This is a genomic window from Nocardia inohanensis NBRC 100128 (genome assembly GCF_001612945.1).
GTDB classification, from domain to species: Bacteria; Actinomycetota; Actinomycetes; order Mycobacteriales; family Mycobacteriaceae; genus Nocardia; species Nocardia inohanensis.
In genome coordinates, this window is the sequence record NZ_BDBK01000008.1 from 159712 (window position 1) to 185773 (window position 26062).

Annotated in this window: 26 protein-coding genes; 14 read left to right on the forward strand and 12 right to left on the reverse strand. The window is 67.1% G+C overall.

Going from position 1 to position 26062, the window contains the following annotated elements; translation table 11 throughout:
- Position 1: 1 nt before the first annotated feature.
- Positions 2-796 (reverse strand): HugZ family pyridoxamine 5'-phosphate oxidase, encoded by a 795-nt coding sequence (locus tag NI1_RS16480; RefSeq protein WP_067820987.1) that lies wholly within the window; start codon positions 794-796, stop codon positions 2-4.
- Between the two features lie 92 nt (positions 797-888).
- Between NI1_RS16480 and NI1_RS16485 the strand changes: the two genes are divergently transcribed.
- Complete coding sequence (locus tag NI1_RS16485; RefSeq protein ID WP_067820988.1) at positions 889-2997, forward strand: catalase; 2109 nt, start codon at positions 889-891, stop codon at positions 2995-2997.
- A gap of 9 nt (positions 2998-3006) precedes the next feature.
- Here the strand turns inward: NI1_RS16485 and NI1_RS16490 are convergent, their stop codons facing one another.
- The 3 genes from NI1_RS16490 to NI1_RS16500 all read right to left on the reverse strand — a co-directional run bounded on the left by NI1_RS16490 (position 3007) and on the right by NI1_RS16500 (position 4781).
- Complete coding sequence (locus NI1_RS16490) at positions 3007-3870, reverse strand: alpha/beta fold hydrolase (RefSeq protein WP_067820990.1); 864 nt, start codon at positions 3868-3870, stop codon at positions 3007-3009.
- 116 nt (positions 3871-3986) lie between these two features.
- On the reverse strand, positions 3987-4226 hold the full coding sequence (locus NI1_RS16495; protein ID WP_245663252.1) for a hypothetical protein: 240 nt from the start codon (positions 4224-4226) through the stop codon (positions 3987-3989).
- A gap of 12 nt (positions 4227-4238) precedes the next feature.
- The gene (locus NI1_RS16500) at positions 4239-4781 is read right to left on the reverse strand and encodes a P-loop NTPase family protein (RefSeq protein WP_067820996.1); all 543 of its coding nucleotides are present in this window, start codon (positions 4779-4781) and stop codon (positions 4239-4241) included.
- A 185-nt stretch (positions 4782-4966) separates the two neighbouring features.
- Between NI1_RS16500 and NI1_RS16505 the strand changes: the two genes are divergently transcribed.
- Complete coding sequence (locus tag NI1_RS16505; protein WP_067822410.1) at positions 4967-6490, forward strand: FAD-dependent monooxygenase; 1524 nt, start codon at positions 4967-4969, stop codon at positions 6488-6490.
- Here the strand turns inward: NI1_RS16505 and NI1_RS16510 are convergent.
- Together NI1_RS16510 and NI1_RS16515 are read right to left on the reverse strand one after the other, a co-directional pair.
- Positions 6487-8058 (reverse strand): hypothetical protein, encoded by a 1572-nt coding sequence (locus NI1_RS16510; protein ID WP_067820997.1) that lies wholly within the window; start codon positions 8056-8058, stop codon positions 6487-6489. The genes NI1_RS16505 and NI1_RS16510 overlap by 4 nt on opposite strands.
- 29 nt (positions 8059-8087) lie before the next feature.
- Positions 8088-8663, reverse strand: a complete 576-nt coding sequence (locus NI1_RS16515) for a TetR/AcrR family transcriptional regulator (RefSeq protein ID WP_067821000.1) — start codon at positions 8661-8663, stop codon at positions 8088-8090.
- 52 nt (positions 8664-8715) lie between these two features.
- On the opposite strand from NI1_RS16515, the gene NI1_RS16520 reads away from it, so the two are divergent.
- Positions 8716-9570, forward strand: a complete 855-nt coding sequence (locus tag NI1_RS16520; protein ID WP_067821004.1) for a phytanoyl-CoA dioxygenase family protein — start codon at positions 8716-8718, stop codon at positions 9568-9570.
- A gap of 6 nt (positions 9571-9576) precedes the next feature.
- On the opposite strand, the gene dinB is transcribed toward NI1_RS16520, so the two are convergent.
- Positions 9577-10803 (reverse strand): DNA polymerase IV, encoded by a 1227-nt coding sequence (dinB, locus tag NI1_RS16525; protein ID WP_067821007.1) that lies wholly within the window; start codon positions 10801-10803, stop codon positions 9577-9579.
- Positions 10804-10944: 141 nt separating this feature from the next.
- Between dinB and NI1_RS16530 the strand changes: the two genes are divergently transcribed.
- Positions 10945-11937, forward strand: a complete 993-nt coding sequence (locus NI1_RS16530) for a DUF1353 domain-containing protein (protein WP_245663300.1) — start codon at positions 10945-10947, stop codon at positions 11935-11937.
- 10 nt (positions 11938-11947) lie between these two features.
- Here the strand turns inward: NI1_RS16530 and NI1_RS16535 are convergent, their stop codons facing one another.
- On the reverse strand, positions 11948-13147 hold the full coding sequence (locus NI1_RS16535; RefSeq protein WP_067821014.1) for a serine hydrolase domain-containing protein: 1200 nt from the start codon (positions 13145-13147) through the stop codon (positions 11948-11950).
- Between the two features lie 127 nt (positions 13148-13274).
- Positions 13275-13853 carry a TetR/AcrR family transcriptional regulator gene (locus tag NI1_RS16540; protein ID WP_218026759.1) on the reverse strand — a complete coding sequence of 193 codons (579 nt, stop codon included), beginning with the start codon at positions 13851-13853 and terminating at the stop codon, positions 13275-13277.
- 88 nt (positions 13854-13941) lie between these two features.
- On the opposite strand from NI1_RS16540, the gene NI1_RS16545 reads away from it, so the two are divergent.
- The gene (locus NI1_RS16545) at positions 13942-14991 is read left to right on the forward strand and encodes an alpha/beta hydrolase family protein (RefSeq protein ID WP_067821019.1); all 1050 of its coding nucleotides are present in this window, start codon (positions 13942-13944) and stop codon (positions 14989-14991) included.
- Between the two features lie 9 nt (positions 14992-15000).
- Here the strand turns inward: NI1_RS16545 and NI1_RS16550 are convergent, their stop codons facing one another.
- Positions 15001-15480 carry a winged helix-turn-helix transcriptional regulator gene (locus NI1_RS16550; RefSeq protein ID WP_067821021.1) on the reverse strand — a complete coding sequence of 160 codons (480 nt, stop codon included), beginning with the start codon at positions 15478-15480 and terminating at the stop codon, positions 15001-15003.
- A gap of 92 nt (positions 15481-15572) precedes the next feature.
- Here NI1_RS16550 and NI1_RS16555 point away from each other — a divergent pair, with 92 nt between their 5' ends.
- Both NI1_RS16555 and NI1_RS16560 read left to right on the forward strand, forming a co-directional pair.
- Entirely contained in the window at positions 15573-16274 is a 702-nt protein-coding gene (locus tag NI1_RS16555) for an SDR family oxidoreductase (protein WP_067821024.1), read from the forward strand.
- Between the two features lie 37 nt (positions 16275-16311).
- On the forward strand, positions 16312-16737 hold the full coding sequence (locus NI1_RS16560; RefSeq protein ID WP_067821027.1) for a tautomerase family protein: 426 nt from the start codon (positions 16312-16314) through the stop codon (positions 16735-16737).
- On the opposite strand, the gene NI1_RS16565 is transcribed toward NI1_RS16560, so the two are convergent.
- Entirely contained in the window at positions 16738-17073 is a 336-nt protein-coding gene (locus NI1_RS16565) for a hypothetical protein (RefSeq protein WP_067821030.1), read from the reverse strand.
- 86 nt (positions 17074-17159) lie between these two features.
- Between NI1_RS16565 and NI1_RS16570 the strand changes: the two genes are divergently transcribed.
- Genes NI1_RS16570 through NI1_RS16580 form a run of 3 tightly spaced genes read left to right on the forward strand, consistent with a single transcriptional unit; the run spans position 17160 to position 20710 of the window.
- Positions 17160-18899 (forward strand): N-acyl-D-amino-acid deacylase family protein, encoded by a 1740-nt coding sequence (locus NI1_RS16570; protein WP_067821033.1) that lies wholly within the window; start codon positions 17160-17162, stop codon positions 18897-18899.
- Positions 18900-19517 (forward strand): TetR/AcrR family transcriptional regulator, encoded by a 618-nt coding sequence (locus NI1_RS16575; RefSeq protein ID WP_067821036.1) that lies wholly within the window; start codon positions 18900-18902, stop codon positions 19515-19517.
- A 44-nt stretch (positions 19518-19561) separates the two neighbouring features.
- A complete protein-coding gene (locus tag NI1_RS16580) occupies positions 19562-20710 on the forward strand; it encodes a DUF5925 domain-containing protein (protein ID WP_067822413.1) in 1149 nt (382 codons plus the stop codon).
- 70 nt (positions 20711-20780) lie between these two features.
- Here the strand turns inward: NI1_RS16580 and NI1_RS16585 are convergent, their stop codons facing one another.
- Positions 20781-21626 carry a DUF11 domain-containing protein gene (locus NI1_RS16585; protein ID WP_067821039.1) on the reverse strand — a complete coding sequence of 282 codons (846 nt, stop codon included), beginning with the start codon at positions 21624-21626 and terminating at the stop codon, positions 20781-20783.
- A gap of 551 nt (positions 21627-22177) precedes the next feature.
- On the opposite strand from NI1_RS16585, the gene NI1_RS16590 reads away from it, so the two are divergent.
- The 4 genes from NI1_RS16590 to NI1_RS16605 all read left to right on the forward strand — a co-directional run bounded on the left by NI1_RS16590 (position 22178) and on the right by NI1_RS16605 (position 26025).
- Positions 22178-23089: a coiled-coil domain-containing protein gene (locus tag NI1_RS16590; RefSeq protein WP_245663254.1), complete on the forward strand. Its 912-nt coding sequence runs from the start codon at positions 22178-22180 to the stop codon at positions 23087-23089.
- Positions 23090-23256: 167 nt separating this feature from the next.
- A complete protein-coding gene (locus NI1_RS16595; RefSeq protein ID WP_218026760.1) occupies positions 23257-24231 on the forward strand; it encodes an alpha/beta hydrolase in 975 nt (324 codons plus the stop codon).
- Positions 24232-24331: 100 nt separating this feature from the next.
- Positions 24332-25000, forward strand: a complete 669-nt coding sequence (locus tag NI1_RS38510; RefSeq protein ID WP_067821047.1) for a hypothetical protein — start codon at positions 24332-24334, stop codon at positions 24998-25000.
- A gap of 218 nt (positions 25001-25218) precedes the next feature.
- The gene (locus tag NI1_RS16605; RefSeq protein WP_245663255.1) at positions 25219-26025 is read left to right on the forward strand and encodes an SAM-dependent methyltransferase; all 807 of its coding nucleotides are present in this window, start codon (positions 25219-25221) and stop codon (positions 26023-26025) included.
- Positions 26026-26062 lie beyond the last annotated feature (37 nt).

Here is a 26062-nt window from a genome sequence, read left to right on the forward strand (position 1 = left end):
ATCAGTCGCGTGACAGCCGAGTCAATTCGACAGTGGCAGCACGTAATTCACCGATGGAATCGATAGGCGATACGTAACCCACCCGGGTGACGGCCACTCCGCGCGGCGTCGTGACCCGCAGATCCAACCCATATCGGTCGGCCCGTTCACACACCGCCGCGGTCGCATCGGGGTACCCGCCACGCGCCCGCGCCATGGCCAGCAGGGCATCGGCATGATCATCGTTGAGATGCGCGATGGCCCGCCCCGCCGCCGGAATGACCGGATCCGCCGCAGCCGCGGCGTACTGCTCGGCACTCGCCGAATCCATCCGCCCGTACCCGCCGACCCACCGCACGCGTTCGACCCGCAGCACCCACAGCGTGAAATCCGAGAAGTCGATGTAAACCTTCGCCGCCGGCACCGCGGCCAGATGCGCCTCGCGCGCCGCCACCGCCTCCGCGCCTTGCGGCTGTTCGACCCGCCCTGCCAAGGTGACTCGGGCCGCGGCCAGCGGATCCGCCGGCAACTCCGGCATCACGATCGACAGGCTGGCCCGCGGGTCCGCGGCCAGGTTGCGCCCGTGCTCGGCCATCCGCGAGACGCACAGCACCGGCTGCCCATCGAGCAACCCGTAGGTTACGAACGAGGCCCAGGGCGATCCATCGCCGCTCAGCGTCGCCAAGGTCGCCGTATTGGTCGCCGCCGCAACCGTTCTGGCCTCATCGGCCGCCGTCGGCAGCGTGGCCTCGATGATCTCCGTCAGCGGAGGCGGAGTGGAGGGAGCGTCGCCGGGGTCACCGTGATCCAGAGCCATGCTGAAAGGCTACGCGGCGCCGCCCCGCTCGCACCGACCGCTCATGATCCATTTGCGCGCGTATCAACCCGCCGCCCGGGTATGCGCCCGCTATGAACACAGACGACAGCACCCCGGAACGGAACGCCAAACAGCAACAACTCGACGCGCATCGGGTAGATCGCGAGCACGGCCGCCTGACCACCCAGCAGGGCGTGCGCGTCGACGACACCGACAACGCACTGAAGGCGGGTGACCGCGGGCCGACCCTGCTCCAGGACTTCCACGCCCGCGAGAAGATCACGCATTTCGATCACGAACGCATTCCCGAGCGGGTGGTGCATGCGCGCGGGGCCGGCGCCTACGGCCATTTCGAACCGTACGACGACTGGTTGCGCGAATACACCGCCGCCGAATTCCTCACCACACCCGGCCTCCGCACGCCCGTATTCGTGCGCTTCTCGACCGTCGCCGGCTCCCGCGGCTCCGCCGACACCGTCCGCGACGTGCGCGGTTTCGCCACCAAGTTCTATACCGAGCAAGGAAATTACGACCTGGTCGGCAATAACTTCCCGGTCTTCTTCATCCAGGACGGCATCAAGTTCCCCGATTTCGTGCACGCGGTGAAACCCGAACCCCACAACGAGATTCCGCAGGCGGCCTCCGCGCACGACACGCTCTGGGATTTCGTGGCCCTGCAACCGGAAACCCTGCACGCCATCATGTGGCTGATGTCCGATCGCGCGCTGCCGCGCAGCTACCGCATGATGCAGGGCTTCGGCGTGCACACCTTCCGATTGGTGAACTCCAGCGGCGCGGGCACTTTCGTGAAATTCCACTGGACGCCGCGCCTCGGCGTGCATTCGCTGATCTGGGACGAGTGTCAACAGATCGCCGGCCGCGACCCCGACTTCAATCGCCGCGATCTGTGGGAAAGCATCGAATCCGGCCATTACCCGGAGTGGGAGCTGGGCGTGCAGTTGATCCCCGAGGACCGCGAACACGATTTCGACTTCGATCTGCTCGATGCCACCAAACTCGTTCCCGAGGAGCAGGTTCCGGTGCGCCCGGTGGGCAGGCTGGTCCTGAACCGCAATCCCGACAATTTCTTCGCCGAGACCGAACAGGTCGCTTTCCATACCGCCAACCTGGTGCCCGGCATCGACTTCACCGACGATCCGCTGCTGCAACTGCGCAACTTCTCCTACCTCGACACCCAGCTGATCCGGTTGGGCGGGCCGAATTTCGCGCAATTGCCGATCAATCGGCCGGTGGCGGAGGTGGTCAATCACCAGCAGGACGGTTACGGGCAGCACACCATTCCGCAGGGCCGGGCCGCCTACACCGAAAACAGTATCGGCGGCGGCTGCCCGGCGCTCGAGGGCGGCTTCCAGCACTATCCGGAAACGGTGTCCGGCGCGGCCATCCGTCACCGCGCGGAAAGCTTCGCCGACCATTACCGCCAGCCGCGCATGTTCTGGCGCAGCATGTCCGCCCCCGAAGCCGACCACATCGTCGACGCCTTCGGATTCGAACTCGGCAAGGTCGAGGTCCCCGAGATCCGCGTGCACGTCCTGGAACACCTGGCGCGCATCGACCCGCGCCTGGCCGCCCGGGTAGCCGCGAAACTCGGCCTCCCCGCGCCGATCCCGGCCGAAGAGCCCGCAGAGGTCCCGCTCTCCCCGGCCCTGTCACAACTGGCGGTGGCCGACACCATCGCCACCCGGAAAATCGCGATCCTGGTCGATGACGGCGTCGACGCCGCTGGCGTGGAACGCCTGCGCGACCTGCTCACCGAACTCGACACCGTCCCCGAAATTCTCGCCCCGCACGGCGGCCAGGTGCGCGGCGCGGAAGCCGGTGACCTGACCGTCGATCGCGCCCTGCCCACCACGGCCTCGGTGCTCTACGACGCCGTCATCATCGCGGGCGGCGACGAAGCAGCGAAATCCCTGTCCGCCAACGGATCCGTCCTGCATTTCGTCCTCGAAGCCTTCAAACACGGAAAGCCCGTCGGCGCGCTGGGATCCGGAACCACGGTGCTGCGCGGTATCCGGATCGCCGACGACATCCCGCCCTACGGCAACCTCGCCGAGGCCGACGGAGTGGTGCTGGCCGGTTCCGACGACACCGAAACCCTGACCACCTTCGTAACCGCCTTCGCAGGCGTACTGATGCGGCACCGGGTCTGGCAGCGCGCCACCGACCGAGTCCCGGCCTGACGACTCGCCCTACACCCGCCCCAGGAAATCCCTGATGAGCGCGGCGATTTCGTCGCCGTGGGTCTCCAAGGCGAAGTGGCCCGCGTCCAGCAGGTGCAGTTCGGCGCCGGGCAGATCACGCAGGTAGGCGCGAGCACCGTCGGCACCGAAGATCTCGTCGTGTTCGCCCCAGGTGATCAGGGTCGGGGGCTGGTATTCGGCGAAGTACTTCTGGAAGTCGGGGTAGCCGTCGAGATTGAGTTTGTAGTCGGCGAACAGCTGCAACTGGATCTCCTTGTTGCCGGGGCGATCCAGGTAGTGCTGATCCAGGGTCCAGGTGTCGGGGCTGACCCGGTTCAGCCGGTCCGCGGGCACGCCGTGGGTGTATTGCCATGTGGTGGCGTCGAGTTCCAGCAGCTTGCGGACGGCGGGTTCGTGGGTGGCGCGGTCGTTGGCGTGGGCGAACAGCACCTCCCAGAAGGGGGTGAATCCTTCGAGGTAGGCGTTGCCGGATTGGGTGATCAGCGCGGTGACCCGTTCGGGATTGCGCGAGGCGATCCGCAGCCCGATGGGCGCGCCGTAGTCCTGGATGTAGAGCGCGAACTTCTCGAGGCCGAGGGTGTCGAGCAGCTCGAGGGTGATCTCGGTGAGTTTCTCGAAGCTGTAATCGAATTCGTCGACCCGCGGCATGGCCGATTGTCCGAACCCGATGTGGTCGGGCGCGATCAGGTGATAGTCGTCGGCGAGCGCCGGGATCAGATTCCGGAACATCGCCGAACTGGTCGGGAACCCGTGCAGCAGCACCAAAGTCGGCTTCGCCCGATCACCCGCCTCCCGATAGAAGACATCCAGCCCCTGAACCTGCACAGTCTGATGCGAAACAACGCTGGTCATAACCCCTACTTCATCGATCCATCCGCCCCGAACGAGGCAGCGAGATCAACCTATGACCGTTCCGACACCACACCGGGGGACCGAACCCGCCGACAAGCGGTCCAAACCCGCCGCACTCAGTGCGAGTCCACCGCCAGCATCCCGAACCGGCTGACGTGCGCGTGGTGTTGCCCATCAGGACTGGTGATCACGACCTCGGTGGGATTGGTGAGCGCGATACAGCAGAAGCGATCGCGATCCTGTTGCACGCTGAGCGACAACAGGCGTTGATTGTTGACCCGCTGCCATTCGTCCATGCACTCGTACAGCCCCCGCATGGAAGCCTCTTCGAAGTAGACGAGGTTCTGCTTGTTCATTTCCGGCATGCTCTATGGTGGCCCTTCGAGGGGCATCCGCGCAGCACGAATATCGCGGACAATGCGATCGACGAGCGTGTCCAGGCTCCAGCTCGCGTCCAGCCGCACTTCGTCTACGAAGGAAAGCGGCTGCCATCCGTGATACCACTGCGCCATCTGTTCCGGCGAGAACTGTTGTGCCTGTGGCCTTGTCGTGTGCCGCGCGAGTGTCTCCTCGAACGAGAGGTCGAACCCGTAGTGTAATGCGTGTGCCGCTGAAGCCGTGAGTCGTTCGAGCATGTCGCCGTAGCGGTGGGCGTCGAGAATGCCTTCCACGATCACGACGAGGCTGCGGGCCAGGCCGAATGCCGCGATATGTTCGATCAGATCGATGTTCGCTGCGCCCACGATGTCATGCTCGCGGAGCATTGTTCGGCGGACCGTATCCTGCTGTACGACAAGGCATTCGGCGCGGGGGAAGGAATGTTGTACTGCCAGCGCCGCGGTCGACTTGCCGGAGCCGGAATTGCCGCGCAGGACGACCAACGTCCCGGTCGGCCGCGGCGGTCCAGCCATTTCGTGTCGACCTCATGATGCGATTCAGGTGCCATCGAGGATTCTGGGCGCTGCGGGGTGGCTGGCTGTTTCTTCCCTCTTCAACTTATAACGCAGCGGGGGACTTGCCGCAAGGGCTGGGGGATGGCCCAGAATCGCTGCTTGTAGTTGATGGAGTGTGGGAACAGGAGTTTGGGTTGCGAGTCATGGACACCGACGTGATCATTGTCGGCGCGGGGCCGACGGGGCTGATGTTGGCTGGTGAGCTGCGGCTGGCGGGGGTGCGGCCGGTGGTGTTGGAGCGGCATCCGCAACTCTGGGATGTGCCGAAGGCCAGTGGGATCGGGGGGCGGATTTTGGATTTGCTGCGGTATCGCGGACTGTTGGAGCGGTTCGAGGGGGCCAGTGCTGATCCGTATCCGCCGTTGCGGTTGCCGTTCGGGGGGATGCATTTGGACTTCACTCGGATGGCGGAGGCGCCGATGAAGGTGTTGCCGATGTCGCAGATGGAGATCGAGCGGCTGCTCGGCGCGCGTGCTGATGAACTCGGGGCGGAGGTGCGGCGTGGGCATCGGGTGGATGTGGTGCGGCAGGACGAGGATTCGGTCAGTGCGGAGGTGACGGGGCCGGATGGGGCGTACACGGTGACTGCGCGGTACCTGGTGGCGTGCGACGGTGGGCGTAGCCGAATCCGCGAGATGGCGGGGATCGCGTTCTCCGGCACCACTTATCCGGAAGTGGTGCGGCTGGCGCAGGTCGCGGTCGGTGATGGCGTGACCGTGTACGAGAACGGTGATCTGGAGGTGCCCGGATTCGGCCGGGTCGCAGCGGGATTCACGCGGACCGATGGTGGTCAGCTGGCGTTCGCGACGACCCCGGACGGGCAGCTGCACCTGTCCACCACCGAGGACGAGACCACCGAATACGACGACGATGTCCCGATGACCATGGACGAACTCCAGGCCAGCATTCGCCGGGTGCTCGGCGCTGAGATCCCGATGCGGGACGCGAAGCGCCTGTCACGCTTCACGTTCAAGGATCGCCAGGCCGAGCAGTATCGTGCCGGGCGGATCTTGGTGGCCGGTGATGCCGCCCATCTCTTCCCCGCCACCGGTGTCGCACTCAATGCCGGCATGCTCGACACGGTGAACCTGGCGTGGAAGCTGGGCGCGGAGATCAACGGCTGGGCGCCGGCGGGTTTGCTCGACACCTACCATGAGGAACGCCACGCCGCCGGCGCGCGCACCCGCATGCAGGCTCGCGCTCAAGTCGCATTGCGGCGCGGGCAGGATGCGGCGTCCGAAGCGCTGCGGACCCTCTTCCAGGAGCTGACCACCGACGAACCGGCCCTGCGCCGAGTGGGTGACCTGATCGCGGGCAACTGCACCCGATACCCGCAATCCGGTTCCGCCCAGCACCCTTTGACCGGCACCTTCGTCCCCGATCTCGCCCTCAACACCGAAAACGGTGCGACCAGCATCGCTGAACTCATGCGCACCGCCCGCCCTGTCCTGCTCATCCTCACCGACCGTCCGGACCTGAGCGAAATCGCCGACGCCTGGCGCGATCCCGTCGAAATCCACACCGCCACAACGGCTGATCGCCCCGCAGACGCCCTGCTCATCCGCCCCGACGCACATATCGCGTGGGCCGCAGCCGTCGACGAGCCCATCGAATCGGCCGCGGGCACCCTCCGCGAAGCGCTCTCGGTTTGGTTTGGCGAGTCCTAGCCATGCATTGCTGATTCCGGCACCAGTAAGTCGGTGAGCCGCCGCGCCTGGTCGTATCCGGCTGTGCGCGGCGCGGAGTCGGCCAGCATCGCACCGAAATGCTCGTCCACCCAAGCTGTCGCCGACGACCCCGGCCACAATGTCCCGCCCCTGAGCCGTGCGAGAACCTGCTTGTTCTTAAGCAAAGAATCCAAGACCCCGCATCGATCCAGGACGTACAGCTCGTACGGCATGGAGAAGATCAGCCGCAGCGCCCGGTCGTCGGTCAGCACCAACTGGGTGATGGCCTTCTTCCGATTCTTCAGGATCGCGTCGGAGACGCCGAAGAGATAGCCGTGCTGTTCCAGATGCGTGCGCAGATCGGCGACATCCTCGGTGAGGCGATCCAGCCCCGCGGCCGTGGCATATTCGCGAAGCTTGGCGAAGACCCCGGACGAGCTGCCGATGGTCAGAGCGACCGCGCGATAGGCCGTCAGCGCGGCGGCCGGTCCATCCCGCAGGGCCAGCGCATCGCATGCCTCCTGCGGGTCGGCATCGTGATGGAAGGTGAGCGCGTACATCAGATCCGGGTCGGCCGACAGGTTCGAACGCCGGCATGCCGAACGGATTTCGGTGCGGCAGGTCTTCACCCCGGTGTGCTGATCGGTCCAATGGCTGCCGCCGCCGGTGTCGAAGGTGGACGAGCACGCCGAGACCCAGAAGGAGGCGCGATGGCGGACAGGCAGCCGGGCCGCGGCGCGCTGTAGGACGCCGACCGCCGCGTCCGGATCGTCGTCGTAGGCGAGACGCCGGGCTTCGGCGAGTGCACACACACCCTCGATCGCCTCGGCCTCGGCGATCACGTCGTACTGCTGCGCCCACGCGGGAAAGCCCAGTAACGGATGCCGAATAGCCGCCGCCACCGGCGGACTCACCTGCGCCGGTGGACATCCCAGCTGTGCGGCATACAGATCCGCGCCGACCGCCTCGGCTTCGGTGAGCAGCCGCGCGACCGGGCGATCACCGAGCTCGGCGTGCCGGTAGACATGCACGCGCACCACCTGTTCACGCGGATAATCCGGGCTCTCGGTGTCGGCCACGACGACCGGCAGGGGAGCCAGACCGACCCGCAGCGCGCGATCGCGACCGTGATCACCGGCCCGCCGGGCGTCGTATTTCCCTGGCCGCCAGCGCAATCCGCGCCTGACGAGCTGGTCCGCGACCGGTGAACGCCCCGCCCCGCCCAGCAGTGCGCGGGCGGCCGCGAGATCACCGATGTCCTCACTGTGCGGAAAAACCAGCTCCGTCACAGTGACATTGCGCCGCCCACCATCGAATCCCACTACCGCCACACCGGATTCGCCGATCTCGTCCAGCAATCCCGCCACCGCGATCGCACCGCCGGCCGAATCCTCCCATTGCCCCACAAAGGTGGCCCGCAATACTGTCCGCCAAGCCGGGTCGACCCACAGCCGCCGCAGCAGTTCGACCGGCACCGTGTGACAGCCGTCGGTCCAGCGATCCACCTGACGGCGTATTACCAGCTCATGATCGGACAGCCAGGATTTCTGCGTGGGAACGAGATTCACCGCGCCGATGCTAGCGGCCGCAACCGATTTCAGCCGAGTTGCAGTGCGGCGGCGGTGAGCTGCCACAGGCGTTCGGTGGCTTGATCGACGCTCGCCCGCGGCGTCACCCGCAGCTGTTGCGCGATACTGTGCCGCAGTCCGCCGATCACGAAATGCCCCGCGCTGTCCGCGTCGACCGTCGCCGGGATCTCGCCGGATTCCTGACCGCGCCGGATATTCGCCGCGGCCGCATCGCCGAGGTTGAGGATGTAGACGGCTTCGAGTTCGGTGAGCCCGGGGTCGGGGGCGGCGCGATTGAGCAGCAGCGACGCCAGCGGGTGCGCCAGGTGGTATTCGACGAAGCAGCGGGTGCGTTCACGTTCCCGCGTCGCCCAGTCCGCGTCCGGGAGCCGATCATCGGCGGTGGCCCGGCTCAGCCCTTCGTAGAAGTCGTCCCAAATGGCCGCCAGCAGACCGACTTTCGACCCGAAATGGTGATAGACCGCCCCGGTGCTCAACCCGGCGCGCCGGGTGAGCGCGCCCAGTTCCAGCACGCCGCTGCCGCGAATCAGTTCGTCGCGGGCGGCGTCGAGAAGTTGTTGACGTCCGATCGGTGCGCGTGCCACAGTCGAAGCATAACCGAATTCGGTTATGTTATGACTTCCGGAGGGAGCCGCCATGAGCGCGGACGTGTCATCGCTGGTGGATCTGAACGGCGATCTGGCAGGCACCTATCGCCGTACCGCGAGCAGTGGCGCGAGCATCGATCCGGCCGTGGTGGATGCGGATCTGGCGGCCTTCGAACGGGACGGTTACGTCATCCTGCGCGACCTGCTCACCCCCGAAGAGCTGGCCGAGATTCGCGAAGCCGTTGTGCCGCTGCTGGATCGGACCGGCCGCAATGCCTTCGAAGGGCACGGCACCCAGCGCCTCTACAGCGTGCTGAACAAGACCCGCGCCTGCGACCGGATCGCCGACCATCCCCGTGTGCTGGCGCTGCTGGACCGGCTGTTCCTGCCCAACTATCTACTCTCCATGCTTCAGGTCATCAGGATCCTGCCCGGCGAACAGGCGCAGATGCTGCACACCGACGACGGTTTCTATCCGCTGCCGCGACCGCGTAAACCCTTGGGCGCGGCCACCATCTGGGCCATCGACGACTTCACCGCCGAGAACGGCGCCACCGACCTGATCCCCGGCAGTCACCTGTGGGGCGACCGGCTGCCCGACGGCGAAGAACGCGTCCCCGTGGTCATGCCCGCCGGCTCCTGCGTCTTCTTCGGCGGCACACTCTGGCACGGCGGCGGGGCCAACCGCACCGACGCACCCCGCCTCGCTCTGACCGCGCAGTACTGCGAACCGTGGCTGCGACCGCAGGAGGCGTTCACGCTGTCCATCACCCGCGACACCGTTCGCGCTGTCTCCGAGGACATTCGGCGCATGCTCGGCTACAGCATCCATCCGCCGTTCATCGGACAGGTCGACGGCATGCACCCCAAGCGCCTGCTCGAACCCGGCGCGCCGGCGGTCTGACCCCGCTCAATCGGGAAGCGTCGGCACCGACAGCCCTTCGCCGCGGCCCAGCAGCGCGGCGCGGGTGACGGTGCCCGCCCCGAACCGGTCGCGCAGCGCGTCCAGCGTGGAATCGAGGGTGTTCTCCGCGCGCTCTTCCAGCGGCAGCGCAAGCTGCATGGTGTCGGAATCGTCGAGGTTGGTCAGCGCCAACCCGATCAGCGTCAGCCCGCGCTCGTGGATCATGGGCAGCGCGGCCTCCAGTAGCGTGCGCGCCGCCCGCAACACCACCTCCCCGCGATCGGTCGCCTGCATCAGCGTGTGCGATCGCGTGGCCCGGCTGAAATCGTCGAATCGCAAGCGCAACACCACCGTCCGGCACACCCGCCCCGCCTTGCGCAGCCGGTGCCCGAGCCGATCGGCCAGCCCGTGCAGATACGCCTCGATCTCCGCATCGGTGCGCGTTCGCCGACCCAATGCCCGCTGCGCGCCGATGGAGCGCCGCCGGCGCCCGGTCTCGACCCGGCGCGGATCCCGCGCCCACGACAGCGAGTGCAGATGCCGCCCGGCCGCGGGCCCGAGCACGGCGGCCAGCGGTCCCTCACCCAGCTCCGCCAGCTGCCCCACCCGCGTGATCCCGCGCTCCCGCAATTCCCGGGCCGTCACCTCGCCGACACCCCACAACCGCTCCACCGGCAGCGGATGCAGGAACTCCAGCTCCCGATCCGGTGAAACCTCCAGCAGCCCATCGGGTTTGGACACCGCACTGGCCACCTTGGCCAGGAACTTGGTGCGCGCCACCCCCACCGAGATCGGCAACCCGACCTCGGCCCGCACCCGGGCCCGCAAAGCCTGTGCGATATCCACCGGCGCTCCCGCGATCCGCCACAGCCCGCTCACATCCAGAAACGCCTCATCGATGGAGATGCCCTCGACCTCGGGCGTCGTATCCCGGAAGATCTCGAACACCGCCTTGCTCGCCTGCGCGTACGCCGACATCCGGGGCGGCACCACGATCGCGTGCGGGCACAAGCGGAGCGCCTGCCGGGAATTCATCGGCGTCCGAACCCCGAACGCCTTCGCCTCGTAACTGGCGGCCAGCACGACTCCGGATCCCACCAGCACGGGTCGTCCCCGCAGTCGCGGATTGTCGCGCTGCTCCACCGAGGCGTAGAAGGAGTCCAGATCGGCGTGCAGGATCGCCGCCCGCTCGGGGCGGTGACGGCGACTCGCTTCGGATCCGTACACGAACATATGTTCGCATACCCTTCGGTCTCTTCGGCGGGTACCGCCCGAACCGGATCTCCCGCAGGCGCTGGAAACGATCACGCCGCACCTCGGTTGCATTTCGCTCTACCTGCGAAAATGCGGGCGCGAGAGGAGCATGCTGTGGGAATGAAGCTCGGGGGTGAGCGGGACGACGGATCGTTCTACGACGGGGGCAGGGCGCCCGCCGAATCGGCGGCGGCCGATGTGGGCCCCGGAGCGGTGGTGGTCAACAAATCGGCGGAAGCCCATCCGCCGGAATCGGCCCCGCCGCCGCCCGAACCGCCCATCCCGGTGACACCGGATCTGACCATCATGCTGGATCGGCGATTCAATCTGGCCACCAAACGCGAGGAGTTCCGGCTGCTGCGGCGCATCGGCTACAACGATGATTCGCCCAACGGCGTGGGGGAGATCCTGGTGCCCGCGGACCTGGAGCACTGGACCACCGACCTCACTTCGGTGCCGGCCTTCCTGACCTGGCTGGTGCCCAAGACCGGCGCGCATCTGCCCGCGGCGATCCTGCACGACGGTCTCGTGCTCGACAAGGGGGAGCCGGCCAGCTACATCGCCGGCCGCGAGATCCATCGCGACGAGGCGGACCGCATCTTCCGAGACGCGATGGCCAAGACGGGAACCGGCGTGATCCGCCGCTGGCTGGTGTGGTCCGCCGTCACCGCCGCGACCATGCACCATGGGCGGCAAGTGGATTGGACGCCGCTGCGCAAATGGCACTACCGGATCGCGCTGTACGGCACCCTCGCGCTCATCGTGCTGCTCGGAATCTGGTGCACGCTGGACATCCTCGATATCCCCGGCATCCCGGGCGCCCCGTGGATCGGCGAACGACCTTGGCACGCACTGATCGGCGGCCTCGCCGGGGTTGTCGTGATCCCGCTGCTACTCGGTATCACCTGGGGAAAATTCCGGATCGCGGGATGGATCATCGGTTCACTGGTGGCATTGGTGATACCGGCGGTCTTGCCGATCGTGCTCGTGGGCGCGCTTTTCGCGGGCGTGAACCGGCTCGAGGAGTGGCGGCCCGAAGTGGCCAAGGCGCTGGCGATCGCCTTCATCGCCTTGGCATTCGTGGTGTTCGTGGTTTCGTGGTGGCTGGACTGACGCCCGGAGATCAGCCCGCGGCGGCGGTGCGCAGCTGCTCCATACCGGGGTTGGCGCGTGCCGATCGGGCAGCCAATGCGGCCAGCACCGGCAGGCGCGCATCGCCGAGCGTGGACGCCCGATTGCCGAGATGGTTGGTCACGAACGCGATGGACAAACCCAACCCGGGCATGGCGATACCGCCGGACCCGCCGATACCGAAGTGGCCCAGCGAGTCCCGGCGCAACCGGGTGCCGACGATGGCGCGGTGGTAGCCCAGCGAATGATTCGGCGGGGCGCCGAGCACGTAGTCGAACTTGCTGTTGAACGGCATTTCGGTAATGTGGGCAACGGTTTCCGATTTCAGCAGCCGCTGATTGCCGACCCACCCGTCATTGGCGATGGCGGCGTACATGCGCGCCACCGAGCGAGCGGTGAACACCCCGTTCCAGCCGGGCATCATCGCGTCGTAGGAACGGTCGGAGTAGTGCGCTGCGTGCAGCATGCCGTCGAAGAGGACGCCGCGCAGGGACCGCAGTGGCGGCACGGCGGCCGCCACGCCCAGCAGCCGATCGACCGGCAGCTTCGCCACATTGGCGCGCGGGCCGAGCTGCGCGATCCGCCCGCGCTGATGGGCGGGAACGCCGAACCAGAAGTCGCTGTCGCCCAGCGGAACCGCGAGCTCCTCACGCACCAGCTCACGGAAGTCCCGCCCGGTGGCGCGCTGCGCGATCTCGGCCACCAAGGTGCCGAAGGTGACCGCGTGATATCCGGAAGCCTTGAGGCGCAACGGGTCCGGCGCACTCGCGGCCAATGCGGCAGCCACCGCGTCATGCTCGTAGAGGTCCTCGACGTCGGGTAGCAGACCGCGTATCCGCTGCAACCCCGCGCGATGGCGGAGCACATCGCGAACGGTGATCTCGCCCTTGCCCCGCACCGCGAACTCCGGCCAATACTCGGCCACCCGCGCGTCGTAATCGATGAGCCCGCGATCCGCCAGCCGATGCAGCACCGTCGCGGCCACACCCTTGCTGGTGGAGAACGACAGCGCCATGGTGTCGGCCCGCCAGGGACGATCGGGCGCGGCCCAGCCCGCCCAGATATCCACTACCGGTTCGCCGTGCAGATAGACGGCCACCGCGCCGCCACCTTTCCGCGGGGCACCGAACAGCGAGAAGAATTTCGCGGCAACCGAGGTGAATCGGTCGTCGACAAGCATCGCAGCCGACATTCCAGACTCCTTTGTCTGTACAGGTCGCCCGCACACCACACGTTTAACAGTTGCAAGCGCCTTTGCTAACCACTCTCGACGATACGACCGACCGGGGAACAGGACAAGAGTCCACCGGCAACGACGTTCATTCCCGCAGGCCGTGCACGATGGTGGCGGCGAGTTGCCCGGCCACCGCGGGGTCGATCGGCTCCGGCGACAGCAGCGCCCGGAAATGCAAGGGCGACACCAGCATTTCGAGCACCAGCCGAGCATCGGCCGACGGCGGTATCTCGCCGCGCCGCACCGCCCGGGTGACCATGACTCCGGCGGCCTCGGAGCGCGCCGTCCAGAATTCGACCTGGGTCGCACGCGCCTCCTCGCCCGCGACCAGCATCGCCCGTGCCGTCGCCTGCCCGAAAGGACTGTGCAGGAAGGCGATCACGTGGGTGGCGAACTCGGTCAGATCGCCGTGCAGGGTGCCGGTGTCGGGGATCGGCAAGCGCTCCCGGCTCTGCCGCAGCAGCGCATCGAGCACGAGCTTTTCGCGCGTGCCCCAATGCCGGTAGATGGACACCGGATTCACCTCGGCCCGCTTGGCCACCTCATTGACGGTCAAGCCGTCGAGGCCCTGCTCGGCGAGTACCGCCAGGGTGGCGTCGACGATCGCACCGCGCACGCGAGCGGTTCGTCCACCGGGGCGGCGCCGGATCTCGGTATCTTCCACGCCCTCAACCATAAAGCAATGCCTCTTGCTTTTGCCCACCCCCGGATGCACTCTTAAAGAAAGTTGGCTTGCTTTAAGGAGTTGAACAATGGCGTTCCAGTGGAAATTGGACCCTGCGGAGCTGTTCGTCGAGCGCTACCCGCAGATGGTCAATACCGGCCTGCCCGTGGCGGATGTCGACGCCGTCCGGGCCGCGATCACCGCCATGTGGCCGGATGAACCGGGCGGCTGGGTTCACGAGTGGTCACGTCTGGGGGCGCGGTACGCGGAGGCGGGGCGGCACGACGCGGCGGTGTCGGCCTACGGGTGGGCGAGGTTCCCGACCTTGGCCGATGACGCCAAACATGTCGCGTTCCAACGGCAGTTGGAGCAATACCAGCTCGCCGCGGCAGAATTCCCCGTCAGCTTCGAGCGCCGGGTGCTGCACCTGCCGCACGCGGGATCCACCACCCCGGTCCCGGTGCACCTGCTCGGTGCGCACGACCGGCCTGACCCCGCTCCGGTGCTGCTCGTCAGCGGCGGCGTGGACAGCTGGAAGATGGATCTGCACAACCTCTTCGCGAGCCTCGCCGTGCGCACCGGCGCGCTCGTGGTCGCGTTCGACATTCCCGGCACCGGAGAATCGCAGCTTCCCCTCGACGTCACGAGCGCGGAGCTCGTCGATGAACTCGTCGCGGCGGCACGCGAATTGGGGAACGGCCGCGTCGTGCATTTCGGCATCTCCATGGGCGGGTACTTCTCCGCGCGCACCGGACTGAGCGGCCACGCCGATGCCGCCGTCGTGCTCGGCGGACCGGTCGAGGCGGCGTTCGCGCCCGATCGCGGCTGGGCTTTCGGCATGGCCGGCATCGTCGGCAATGCCATGGGCTTCGATGCCGTCCCCGAACCGGCCGAGATGAGCGAGCGTATGGCGGCTATGACGCTGCGCCCGCTACTGGACCTCGATACCGGATCGCCGATGTTGATCGTCAACGGCGCCGACGATGTTCACATCCCGGCTACGGACACCCTCGTCTTCGAGGGCCGCCGCGCGACGGAAGTGCATCTGATGCCGGACACCGGGCACTGCGCGATCTCGAAACTGCCCGCCGCACTGGACATCATCGTCCCGTGGCTGCAACGGAATCTGCGGGACTAGCCGGGAGAATCAGCGCCGCCGGGCCGGATTCACCCGGACCTCGATATCGCCGGACGTCACCTCGGCCACCGGTTCCGAGGTGACGAGGACGCTCAGCGCGCGGTCGCTGCCGCTGTCGAAGAACGCGAGGGGCGGGCGGCCGTCCTGGAGATACTTGTCGCCCCACTGCATGAGGGACATGAAGACCGGCAGCAGGTCCTCGCCCGCCGGGGTGAGCCGGTATTCGTCGCGGGCGCGGCGGCCGGGTTCCCGGTATGGCGTGCGCGCCACGATCCCGGCGGCCTCCAGCTGTTTCAATGCCCGCGACACGGCGGGGGCGGAGGTGCCGATCCGGGTGACGAAATCCTCGAATCTCGTGGTGCCGTAGAAGCATTCGCGGACCACCAGGAACACCGTCTTGGTGCTCAGCAGATCCAGCACCCGCTCGGCCGAGCAGCCGTCGCCGATCGTCCAGGCGTCGCGGTCGCGTAGTCGCTCCTCGAATTCCATCGCCACTCGGCCAGTGTAGCTAACGCTTGCGTTATCCAGCATCGGCATGCTTCCATCTAACTAACGACATCGTTACCTAGACGGAGGATGCAATGGTGGCAGTAGCGGGCAAGGTGGCCGTGGTGACCGGGGGCCGACGTGGCCTGGGCGCGGCACTGGTCGACGAGCTGTTGGCGCGTGGGGCGCGGAAGGTGTATTCGACCGCGCGATCGGCCTATGCCGACGAGCGCCCGGAGGTGGTGACCGCCGAACTCGAAGTGCGCTCGGCGGATTCGGTCGCGGCCTTCGCGGCCACGGCCACCGATGCCGAATTGGTCTTCAACAATGCCGGTGTGCTGTTGCCGGCCGGACTGCTCACCGGCGACTTCGAAAGCATCACCGACACTTTCGATGTCAATGTCTTCGGTCTGCTGCGGGTGGCGCGGGCCTTCGCCCCGGCCCTGGCCGCCAATGGCGGGGGAGCGCTGGTGAACATGCACTCGGTGCTGTCCTGGCTGGCGGGAAGCGGTGCGTACGGCGCCTCCAAAGCCGCGGCTTGGTCGGTGACGAACTCGCTGCGGCTGGAACTGGCCGCCCAGCACACCGAGGTGGTGGGCGTGCACGCCGGATTCATCGATACCGACATGGTGTCCGCCATCGAACGGCCGAAGGCCACCCCGGCCGAGGTCGCCGCCCGCATCCTCGACGGCCTGGAAGCCGGTGACCCCGAAGTCCTCGCCGACGACGTCACGGTCACCGTCAAAGCGGCGCTGTCCGGACCTGTCGAACACCTGACCTTCGTCGCCGCGGGCTGAGCCGCACCCCCAGCATCCCGAGGAGAATCGAACCGCCATGCCGCTGTGGACCATTCACCACACCCCCGGAATCTTCACCCCCGAGGAGAAGCATCAGCTCGCCTCCCGCATCGCCGATCACTACGAGCGCGTCGGCCTGCCCCGCTTCTATGTGGTCACGCTGTTCCAGGAAACCCAGCCGGAGAACTTCTACGTCGGCGGTGAACCCACCCCGGCCGGGGTCCGGGTCGTCATCGACCACATCGCCCGGCGCAATCCCGATGCGGAGGCGCGTCGCCGCACCACCCAGTGGATCAACAGCATCCTGAAACCGCACCTGGACCGTCATCCGGATCTGCACTGGGAGTTCCACGCCGACGAGACCAGCGAGGAGCTCTGGATGATCAACGGCCTGGTGCCGCCGCCGGGCGGTTCCGAAGCCGAAAAGGATTGGGCGAAGCGGAACCTCGCCGCCCCCTACTGATCAGCGGGTGGCGCGCTCGACGCGCGCCCGGGCCGCGGCGAACCATGCCTGGGTATCGACCAGTCCCGCGGCGATCTCCTTGCGAGCGCCGTTGAATCCGTAGAGCGCTCCGGCGTACCGGGTCAGGATGGACCCTTCGGGTTCTTCGAGGGTCTCCAGCATTTCGGCATCACCCAGCAGGTATGCGACACCCGCGAGGTCCCCGGCGGCCCAGGCTTCGCGGTAGTCGTCCCATCCGTGCTGCTTGACGGCGATCGCCCGCTCGACCAGTTCGGCTTGCAGGGCATCGCGTTCGGTATCGCTGGGCTGCCGCGATTTGAGGTGATCCCAGTTCATCGCTCGAGTATCCACCATGGCTCGTGCGGGCCGATTCGCGCGAGGCAGCCCTTGACACTTAGTGACCGATCGGTTGCAATGTTGTTGTGAGCTATGACACGATCATCAAAGGCGGACGCTGGTTCGATGGCGCCGGATCCCCTTCTGCCATCCGCCATCTCGGATTGCGCGGTGATCGTGTCGCCGTGGTCGCCACCGAGCCGCTCGACGAAACCGATTGCCCGCGAGTCATCGACGCCGCGGGCAAATGGGTGCTGCCGGGCATGATCGACATCCACACCCACTACGACATCGAAGTCCTGCGGGCTCCGGGACTGACCGAGTCTGTGCGGCACGGCATTACGACGGTGATTCTCGGTTCGTGTTCGCTCTCCACGGTGCACGCCGAGGCCACCGACGCGGGCGACCTGTTCGGCCGGGTCGAGGCGATTCCGCGCGAGCACGTGATCGCCGCGGTGCGCGACAAGAGCTGGAACTCCGCCCGCGAGTACGTGGCCGCGCTCGAGGCGTTGCCACTGGGCCCCAATCTGGCCGCGATGATCGGGCATTCGGATATCCGGACCGCCCTCATGGGCCTGGACCGCGCCACCCGCAAGGAGGTCCGGCCCAGCGCGGCGGAGCAGGCGGCGATGGAAGCCGCGCTCACCGAGGCGCTCGACGCCGGATTCGTGGGGATGTCGGCGCAACAGCTGCTCTTCGACAAACTCGACGGCGAGGTCGCCCGGTCACGCACGCTGCCGTCGACCTATGCCGGGGCGCGGGAACGCCGGCGGCTCAATGCGATTCTGCGCCGGCGCGGGCGGGTATTGCAGGGCGGACCCGATGTCACCTCGCCGCGCAGCATCGCCGCCATGACCTTCAGCAGCGTCGGGCTCTTCCGCAAGCGGTTGAAGACCACACTGATCTCGGCCGCCGATCTCAAGGCGAATCCGCTGCTGGTGTATCTGATGGGCGCCATCACCCGCGTGGTGAACGGCCTGGGCGGCGACTTCCGCTGGCAGCATCTGCCGATCCCGTTCCAGGTGTATGCCGACGGCATCGACCTGGTCATCTTCGAGGAGTTCGGATCCGGTGCGGCCGCACTGCATCTCGCCGATCAGGTCGCGCGCAACGCGCTGATGAGCGACGAGTCCTACCGTAGGCGGTTCCGCAAGGATTACGACAACAAGTTCGGGATCCGGGTGTGGCATCGCGACTTCTTCGACGCCGAGATCGTGGGCTGCCCGGATTCCAGCGTGATCGGCAAGACGTTCGGGCAGGTGGGCGTCGACCGCGGCGGGCTGCATCCGGTGGATGCGTTCCTGGATCTGGTGGTCGAGCACGGCACCAAATTGCGGTGGCGCACAACGATCTCCAATCATCGGCCCGAGATGCTCAACAAGCTGAGCGCGCATCCGGGCGTGCAGCTGGGCTTCTCGGATGCGGGCGCCCACCTGCGCAATATGGCCTTCTACAACTTCGGCCTGCGCTTCCTGCGGCGGGTGCTGGAGGCCGAACGGTCCGGCGATCCGTTCCTCACCTTGGAACAGGCGGTGCGCCGGGTGACGGGCGAACTCGCCGACTGGTACGGCCTCGACGCCGGATATCTGCGCGCGGGCGATCGCGCCGACCTGCTCGTCGTCGATCCGGCCGGCTTGGACGAGTCGCTGGAGACGTACGCCGAATGCCCCGTGCCGACCTACGGTGACCTGCCACGTATGGTCAATCGCAATGACAAAGCCGTGTCGGCCGTATTCGTCGGCGGCCAGTACGTCTTCGGCGACGGTGTTCCCGCCGAGGTGCTGGGCGCCGAGCGGACCGGCCGATTCCTGCGAGCTGGAGGCTAATTGACGACCGCGCGACGAACTCAGGCCGAGCGCCGCGCCGCCACCATCACCAAACTCGTCGAGGCCACCATCGAGGCCATCGCCGAGATCGGTTATCACAATGCCTCGCTCGGTGAGATCAGCGCCCGGGCCGGGGTTTCCAAGGGCGCCATCTTCCGCCACTTCGAATCCCGGACCGATCTGGTCGTCGCCGCCGCGGACGAGGTGCGCCGCCGCCATATGGTCGCGGTCGCGGATCTGCGCGTTCCCGGGAACACCACGCATCCGGTCGATCTGGTGGCGGTGCTGCGCCTGATGCGCCGCGAGATTCGCGACACCACCAATACGGTGTGGCTGGAGCTGCTCGTCGCGGCGCGCACCGAACCCGAACTGCGCCTGCGCCTGGAACCCGTGCTGCGGGACATGATGCGCGAGGTCGAGGAGCTCGCCGTCACCGTCCTCACCCCCGACGTCTCCCCGGACGCCGCCCGCCTGATCGCCACCTCGCTGACCCACATGTTCGATGGCGAGGCCATCTTCCGGCACACCTATCCGCGCCCCGAACTGGAGGAGGCGCGGGTCGAGCAGATCGCGAATGCGTTCCACCAGTTGACCTCCCGTACCGACGCCACCCCCTGAATATTGGCTGGACCTCGATCAGGTTGCACCGGATCATCTTCGGAATGATCTCGACACCACAGGAACGCGTGCGGACGGCCGGCCGGGAAGAGCCCGCCGGCGCGCTCTCGTGGGTGATGAACCTCGACGACGCCGATACTCCGCACGACATCATCGACGCCCTCGCCATCGCCCGCTTCGCCAGCGGCGAACAGCCGCACGCGCTCTCGGTGCAGCTCTACGGGGTCAAGCCCGATGCGCCGCTGCTGCCGAACGCCGCGCGCATCCTTCGGACCAGCGAGGACGACTCGCGGACCACCCTCGCGGAAGGGGAAGGCTGGACGCTGCGCGTGGTCCGCCGCAGCAACGGCAGCGCCGTGCTCCAGATCGTCGCGACCAGCGAGGAACTGGCGCGCAAGGTGATCGACGAGTGCGGCCACGAGGCCACGGTGGAACCGGAATCCGACGACGATCAAGTGTCGATGGGCTTCTGGCATTACGGATCTCACGGCCCGCAACGCCGCGAACGCACCATCAGCGCGGCGGCGTGGCCCGAGATCGCGGGCAACTACGGCACCAATACGGGTGCGGCCCTGCACCGTTTGATGACGCTGACCCCGGCCGAAGTCAGCGGCCGCCTACTGCTGCTGCACGGCCCGCCCGGCACCGGCAAGACCTCGGCGCTGCGTGCCCTCGCCCGGGAATGGTCCGAATGGTGTCAGGTCGACTGCGTCCTCGACCCCGAAGTACTGTTCTCCACCCCCGGCTATCTCATGGAGGTGGCCATCGGCGTCGATGCCTACGACGAGAACAAGCGCCGCTGGCGGCTGCTGGTCCTCGAGGACTGCGACGAACTGATCCGCGGCTCCGCCAAAGAATCCACCGGCCAGGGCCTTTCCCGTCTGCTGAACCTCACCGACGGCATGCTCGGCCAAGGCCGTGACGTCCTGGTAGCCATCACCACCAACGAGAACCTCTCCCGCCTGCACCCGGCCGTCGTCCGCCCCGGCCGCTGCCTGGCCCAACTCGAAGTCGGCCCGCTCTCCCCGGTCGAGGCCACCGCCTGGCTGAACCGTGAACTATCGGACCGCCCCAAACCCGCGGTGGGACCGGACGGTCTGACCCTCGCCGAGCTGATCGAGGCGCGCGAGCAGCGCACCCGTATCCAAGCGACCCCGGCCGACTCCGACTCCACCCTGGCCGGATACCTGTGAACGGAACGGTCGGTGCGACTCCGAGGAGCCGCACCGACCGTGTCATTCAGATTTCCGAATCCGTTGTGCGTCAGGGCTTCTGCGCGCATTCGGCGGGGGCCACGATGCCCTGGTTGGCGACCTGGTCGCCGAGCAGGACGGTGATCTTGGCCTCGACCGGGGTCTGGCCGGGCGCCGAGATCTTGACGATGAAGGATTCGGTCTTCTCCGCGGCGGTCGCGGTGCACTGCGCCCGCCAGGCGACCTTCTGTCCGTCAGCGCTGATCTCGGAGCTGACGTAGCCCTTCTTCGGTTCGGCGCTGGTGACCGACACGATCTTGGCGGTGACACCGGCCGGGATATCGACCAGCTCGGAGATCGGAGTCTCGGCGCGCCCGAAGGTGTTCACCGAAGCACGGTCTTCCTTGGCGACCAGTGTGCCGGTGGGCCCGGCGCCGGTGGTCGTGGTGGTGAGCGTGTTGGACGCTGCGGTCGTATCGAAGGCCCCGTTGGTAGCGAACCCCTTCACCACCGCCTCGCTGGAGATAGCGGTCTTGTCCGGGGTCTTCCCGTCGACCATCACGGTGAGGGTGGCGGTCCCGGTCTTGGTCTTGGAGATCTCGCCGAGGGTGAACTGCACCTTCTGCCCCTGGCGAGTCCCGCCGGACTGATAGGTGGTGCTGTTCGGAATGGTCACTTCGGCAACCACATTGGTGAAGGTGTCGTTGCCCGCGGTGCTCACCGTGAGCACACACGCGACCTCGTCGCCGGGGAACAGGCTGCCCGGGGTCTGGATGTCCTTGCACTCGTACTTGGAGCTCGGCCCGGCCACGGCGTAGGCCGGAGCGGTGGCGAGCTGAAGCCCGCCGGCGGCGAGGGCGATCGTCGAGGCGACCATCGCGACTCGTTTCAGCGCGGGCTTGGGGGCACTGGTCATTGTCTTCTCACTTCCTGGTCGGTTGATCGGCCCCCGCGCTGACTGCGGTTCGGATCATCCTCTGCTGTGTTCTGCACCCAGGGTCGGTGGAGTGACTCTGTATCCACCAATGAACGACTAACGGTCGCGAATCGGGGGGTGCCCAGTTTTTGAGGGGATTTCGTTGGATTGTGTTTCGTATGCGCCAACCAAACGGAAACGCAATAGATTCGGCTGCTCAACGGGGGAGTCGGGAAGCCTGACCCCCGATAAGGTTCACTTATCGGAGGTCAGAACGGGCGCGGATAATTTGGGGCGCAACGGGTTTCGTTTCGTGTTCTTACGTTGGAAATGACGAAACCAACGCTACGATTCTCGTTGTGCCGACGACTTGCAACTACCCGGGATGTGTCCGACCGATTACTCGCGGAGGGGGACCCGGAAGGCCATCGGAATACTGTGATCACCCGGACCACACCCGGTGGCGGGCTTGGAAAGAGCGGCAGCGGCGGCAGAACGCGGAGGGTGAGACCTCGGCCGCGAACGTCACTGTGACGCAACAGGGTCCGGCCGTGGTTGCTCGACTGCGGGCCGATGAATTGCTCGGTCAGTTCCGTGGGCTGGCTGATCAGTTGGGGAACACGCTCTCGGCGGCGGTGGCCGAGTTGTCCACGCTCGCCGATCCTTCGGTGGCGGAAGCGCAGGTCCAGGCGGTGCAAGCGGATGCGGCGCGGAGGATCGCGGAGGCGGAGGTGGCGACGGTCGCGGCCGAGCAGGCGCGGCGGGAGGCCGAAGAAGCCCGGGAGGCAGCCGAAGCGGCGGCCGACGACGCGGCGGCGGCGGCAGAGAGCGCGGAGGCGCGGATCGCCGAAGCTCTCAGTGCGCGGGACGATGCGCTGCGCGAGGTCGAACGCGTCAGTAAGCAGGCTGGGGATGAGGTGTTCGCGGCGCGCGCCGAGGCGGAGGCCGAGATTCGTACCGTGCGCCGGGAAGCCGCCGAAGATGTGGAGCGGGCTCGTCAGCAGGCCGGCGAGGAGATCGAGCTGGCGCGGTCGAAAACCGCCACCGAGATCGAGGGCGTTCGCCGTGAGGCCGGTCAGCGCATCACCGCTGCCGCCGCGGAGCGGGATCTGGCGGTACAGCGGGCGGCCGATGCCGAGCGTGCCATCGACCGGGCGGAAGCGGCGGTGGCCGAACGCAATCAAGCACTGGGCGAGACCCGGGACGAGCTCAAGCGGGTGCGCGAGGAGCTCGACCGTTCACGCTCCGAACTCGCCGAAGTCCGCAAACAGGCCGCCGCCGATATCGCGGCCGTGCGCGCCGAATCCGCCGCAGCGGTCGAGAAAGCCGGAAAGCAGGCGGCCGAACGACTCGCCGCCCTCGATGACGCCCGTGCGCAAACCCTGGCCCGCGCCGAACGAGCCGAGCAGCAACTCGATCAGCTCCTCGCCGAACGCCCCGCCACAGCGCGCGAGACTCGGTGACGGCCAACGAGATCCCCGCACCTCGTCGATTGGAACCTGTTTCAGAATAGGCGATCTTGCAACCCCGATCCGCAGTAGCATCACCGGCATCCACCGGAGGGTGGCGGATTGAATGGGGGGATGCCGTGCGTACGGGGTGGGGGCGAGCCGTGCTCGTCACGGTCGTCATGACGATCGCGGGAATGGTCGCCGCGCCGGGACCGGCGGTCGCGAGTGCGGAGCCGGACTGCCGGGACATCGACATCCCGGTGACCGTTGCGGGTGCGGCGCACACCGTGTACGGCCGGTTGTGTAATCCGGCCGGCGGTCCCTCCGCGGCATTGCAGGTGCTGGTGCACGGCGCGACCTACGACCATTTCTATTGGGATCTACCGGGATTCGACGGCCGATACTCCTATGTGCGACGCGCGAGCGAGGCCGGGTACTCGACGCTGGCGATCGACCGGATCGGTTCGGGGCGCAGCAGCCGCCCGCCGGCGACCGAGGTGACGGCGCTGTCGAACGCGGAGGTGCTGCATCAGGTCGTGCGGGCGATGCGGCGCGGCGAGGTGTCCGATCCGTGGAAGTACGTTGTCACCGTGGGTCATTCGTTCGGCACGGTGGTCACCGACGTGGAGGCCGCGACCTACCGGGACGTCGATGCCGTCATCGCGACCGGATGGCTGAGCCGGCCGGGGCTGCTGACCTCCATGGATTTGATCACCAGGCAGCAGGCCGGCACGGACGGCGCACTGCCTGCCGGATACTTCACCATGCGGCCGAACGGGCGCGAGATGTTCATGGCGGCGGGTCATTACGAACCGCAGGTCTTGACCGCGGTGGAGGCGCTGGGCGGGACGATCACGCTCGGTGAGACGGCGACTCCCATGACGGCTCCGCTGGTGCAGGCCGGCAATCCGATCGCGGTGCCGACACTGCTGGTGCTGGGCGAATACGATCCGTTCTTCTGCACCCCGCCCGAGCATCAGCCCTGCACCGCCGCCGGAGTGCTGACCTCCGAGCGCCCGTTCTTCACCGATGCCGCGCAACCGGCGGTCCATGTACAACCCGGCGCCGGTCACAGCATCGCGCACGAGACGAATGCCCAGGACGGTTTCGACGCCATGCTCGCCTGGATGCGAAATAGGGCATTTGTCCGATAGCTTCCGGTTCGTCCCACCTTTTAAGGTCGGCTTCGGGTCGGGGTGGTCCGGAGGAGGAAGTTCGCGGATGATGCGGTCGCGGAGTCGCTTTCGAGCGGCGATGGGTGCGTTGGTGGTTGTGGTCGCGCCGGTGCTGGTGGTGACGGCGTGCTCGACGAAGGATACGAGTTCGGGGGCGTCGGCATCGTCGACGGTGAGCCGGACCTCGGTGAGTGCGACGAAGACGGTGACGCCGACGAGTTCGGGTGCCGCGCAGGGTAATCAGGGTGGTTCGGGCGGCGGTCAAGGCGGCTCGGGCGGTTCCGGTGGTACCGGCGGCGGAGCGAATTCGGGTGGTGGTCAGGGCGGCGGCACCCCGGACGGGGCCGGGTATCCGCCCGGATATCAGGACGGCGGCCCGATAAACGGCAAGCAGGCCGACGGCTCGGGCTATTACGCGGATCCGACCGCGCCCGAATCGCCGTATATGCATTCGCCCACGCCCACCCCGGGCGGTACCGATATCGGCTGCGGCGTGGATTGCGGCGTGATCAAGAACTGCGCGTCGCAATACAACTATTACGGCGACCCGCGCACGCCCGCCGAGATCGATGCGATCGGCCAGCGAGATGGCAAGTGCCCCACACCGATCAAGGGCACCACGACCACCTCGCCGAAGGCGGATCCGCCGGTGACTTCCACGACGGCTCCGGCCCCGGAACCCAGCACGACCATTGCTACCTCGGCTTCTGTTCCGACCTCGGCCGCGACCACTTCGCCGGCGAACTAGCGAACCCGTAGCGCCCACAGATCCGCTGCGGACCGCATCCTGCATGCTTCGCGACGGAAGCTCCGATGTTGCTCGCATCCGGCCCGTTCAGCGGTATCGTCATGGGCAAGACGGCACCGCCCGGACCTCGCTTCTGCAATGATCTTCGATCGAGGGTTCGTTATCCGGCGGGCCGCCCGTGCAGGGATCCACCGACAGGTGCACGGAAGGGTAAAGGGGTGCGAGACTTGAACATCGACGCCATGCGAGCACGGCAATCCCGGCCAAGTGTGGCGCGCGTCTACAGCTACGTGCTCGGCGGGCGCGACAACTACGGGGTCGACAAAGAAGTCGGCGACTTCTTCATGGGCGATCTGCCCGGTTCCGAGCTACTCGCGATCACCAATCGGCAGGCGGTGCTCCGCGCTACGCGGAGTATGGCCGGGGACGGGATCAAGCAGATCATCGATATGGGCTGCGGTCTGCCCACCGATGTCAACGTGCATGACGAGTTGCGCAAGATACATCCGGACGGACGGGTGGTCTATATCGACAACGACCCGTTCGTGGTGGCGCACGGTCGTGCGCTGCTGGCGGTGGACGACAATATCCTGGTGCTCGAGGCCGAGGTGGGTGAGCCGGAGAGCATCGCCGGTAATCCGGACGTGCAGCGGCTGATTGATTTCGACGAACCGGTTGGAATCATCTTCGGTGCGGTGCTGAGCTTCCTCGAGGACAAGGAAGACCCGGCGGGCGTGGTGCGGTACTGGGCCGAGCGCATCGCCTCCGACAGCCGCATCTACATCTCACACTTCCGCACCGGCCACAATCGCGAGGCGGCGGCCACCGAGCGGAAGATCGTCGAGGCGTTCGGCCGCGGCAAATGGCGTACCGATGCCGAAATCCGGGCTCTGTTCGGCGATTTGGAGGTGCTCGAGCCCGAGGTGCAGCCGTGCGCGGAGTGGCGGCCGGACCCTTCGGCCGTGAAGCACGACCTCAGCGATTACGAACTGCTGATCGTCTGCGGGATCTCCCGCAAGCCATAGCGACTCCCGGGTGCGGTAGGTGCGAAAGCAGCTACCG

What these genes read in the sequence shown, in the direction of transcription:
- NI1_RS16505 (WP_067822410.1), top strand. Translation starts at nt 4,967, where the DNA reads ATGGACACCGACGTGATCATTGTCGGCGCGGGGCCGACGGGGCTGATG.
- NI1_RS16535 (WP_067821014.1), bottom strand. Translation starts at nt 13,147, where the DNA reads ATGTCGGCTGCGATGCTTGTCGACGACCGATTCACCTCGGTTGCCGCG.
- NI1_RS16495 (WP_245663252.1), bottom strand. Translation starts at nt 4,226, where the DNA reads ATGAACAAGCAGAACCTCGTCTACTTCGAAGAGGCTTCCATGCGGGGG.
- dinB (WP_067821007.1), bottom strand. Translation starts at nt 10,803, where the DNA reads ATGTTCGTGTACGGATCCGAAGCGAGTCGCCGTCACCGCCCCGAGCGG.
- NI1_RS16560 (WP_067821027.1), top strand. Translation starts at nt 16,312, where the DNA reads ATGCCGCTGTGGACCATTCACCACACCCCCGGAATCTTCACCCCCGAG.
- NI1_RS16490 (WP_067820990.1), bottom strand. Translation starts at nt 3,870, where the DNA reads ATGACCAGCGTTGTTTCGCATCAGACTGTGCAGGTTCAGGGGCTGGAT.
- NI1_RS38510 (WP_067821047.1), top strand. Translation starts at nt 24,332, where the DNA reads ATGGGTGCGTTGGTGGTTGTGGTCGCGCCGGTGCTGGTGGTGACGGCG.
- NI1_RS16580 (WP_067822413.1), top strand. Translation starts at nt 19,562, where the DNA reads ATGATCTCGACACCACAGGAACGCGTGCGGACGGCCGGCCGGGAAGAG.
- NI1_RS16500 (WP_067820996.1), bottom strand. Translation starts at nt 4,781, where the DNA reads ATGGCTGGACCGCCGCGGCCGACCGGGACGTTGGTCGTCCTGCGCGGC.
- NI1_RS16480 (WP_067820987.1), bottom strand. Translation starts at nt 796, where the DNA reads ATGGCTCTGGATCACGGTGACCCCGGCGACGCTCCCTCCACTCCGCCT.
- NI1_RS16585 (WP_067821039.1), bottom strand. Translation starts at nt 21,626, where the DNA reads ATGACCAGTGCCCCCAAGCCCGCGCTGAAACGAGTCGCGATGGTCGCC.
- NI1_RS16545 (WP_067821019.1), top strand. Translation starts at nt 13,942, where the DNA reads ATGGCGTTCCAGTGGAAATTGGACCCTGCGGAGCTGTTCGTCGAGCGC.
- NI1_RS16565 (WP_067821030.1), bottom strand. Translation starts at nt 17,073, where the DNA reads ATGAACTGGGATCACCTCAAATCGCGGCAGCCCAGCGATACCGAACGC.
- NI1_RS16595 (WP_218026760.1), top strand. Translation starts at nt 23,257, where the DNA reads ATGACGATCGCGGGAATGGTCGCCGCGCCGGGACCGGCGGTCGCGAGT.
- NI1_RS16485 (WP_067820988.1), top strand. Translation starts at nt 889, where the DNA reads ATGAACACAGACGACAGCACCCCGGAACGGAACGCCAAACAGCAACAA.
- NI1_RS16550 (WP_067821021.1), bottom strand. Translation starts at nt 15,480, where the DNA reads ATGGAATTCGAGGAGCGACTACGCGACCGCGACGCCTGGACGATCGGC.
- NI1_RS16530 (WP_245663300.1), top strand. Translation starts at nt 10,945, where the DNA reads ATGAAGCTCGGGGGTGAGCGGGACGACGGATCGTTCTACGACGGGGGC.
- NI1_RS16520 (WP_067821004.1), top strand. Translation starts at nt 8,716, where the DNA reads ATGAGCGCGGACGTGTCATCGCTGGTGGATCTGAACGGCGATCTGGCA.
- NI1_RS16555 (WP_067821024.1), top strand. Translation starts at nt 15,573, where the DNA reads ATGGTGGCAGTAGCGGGCAAGGTGGCCGTGGTGACCGGGGGCCGACGT.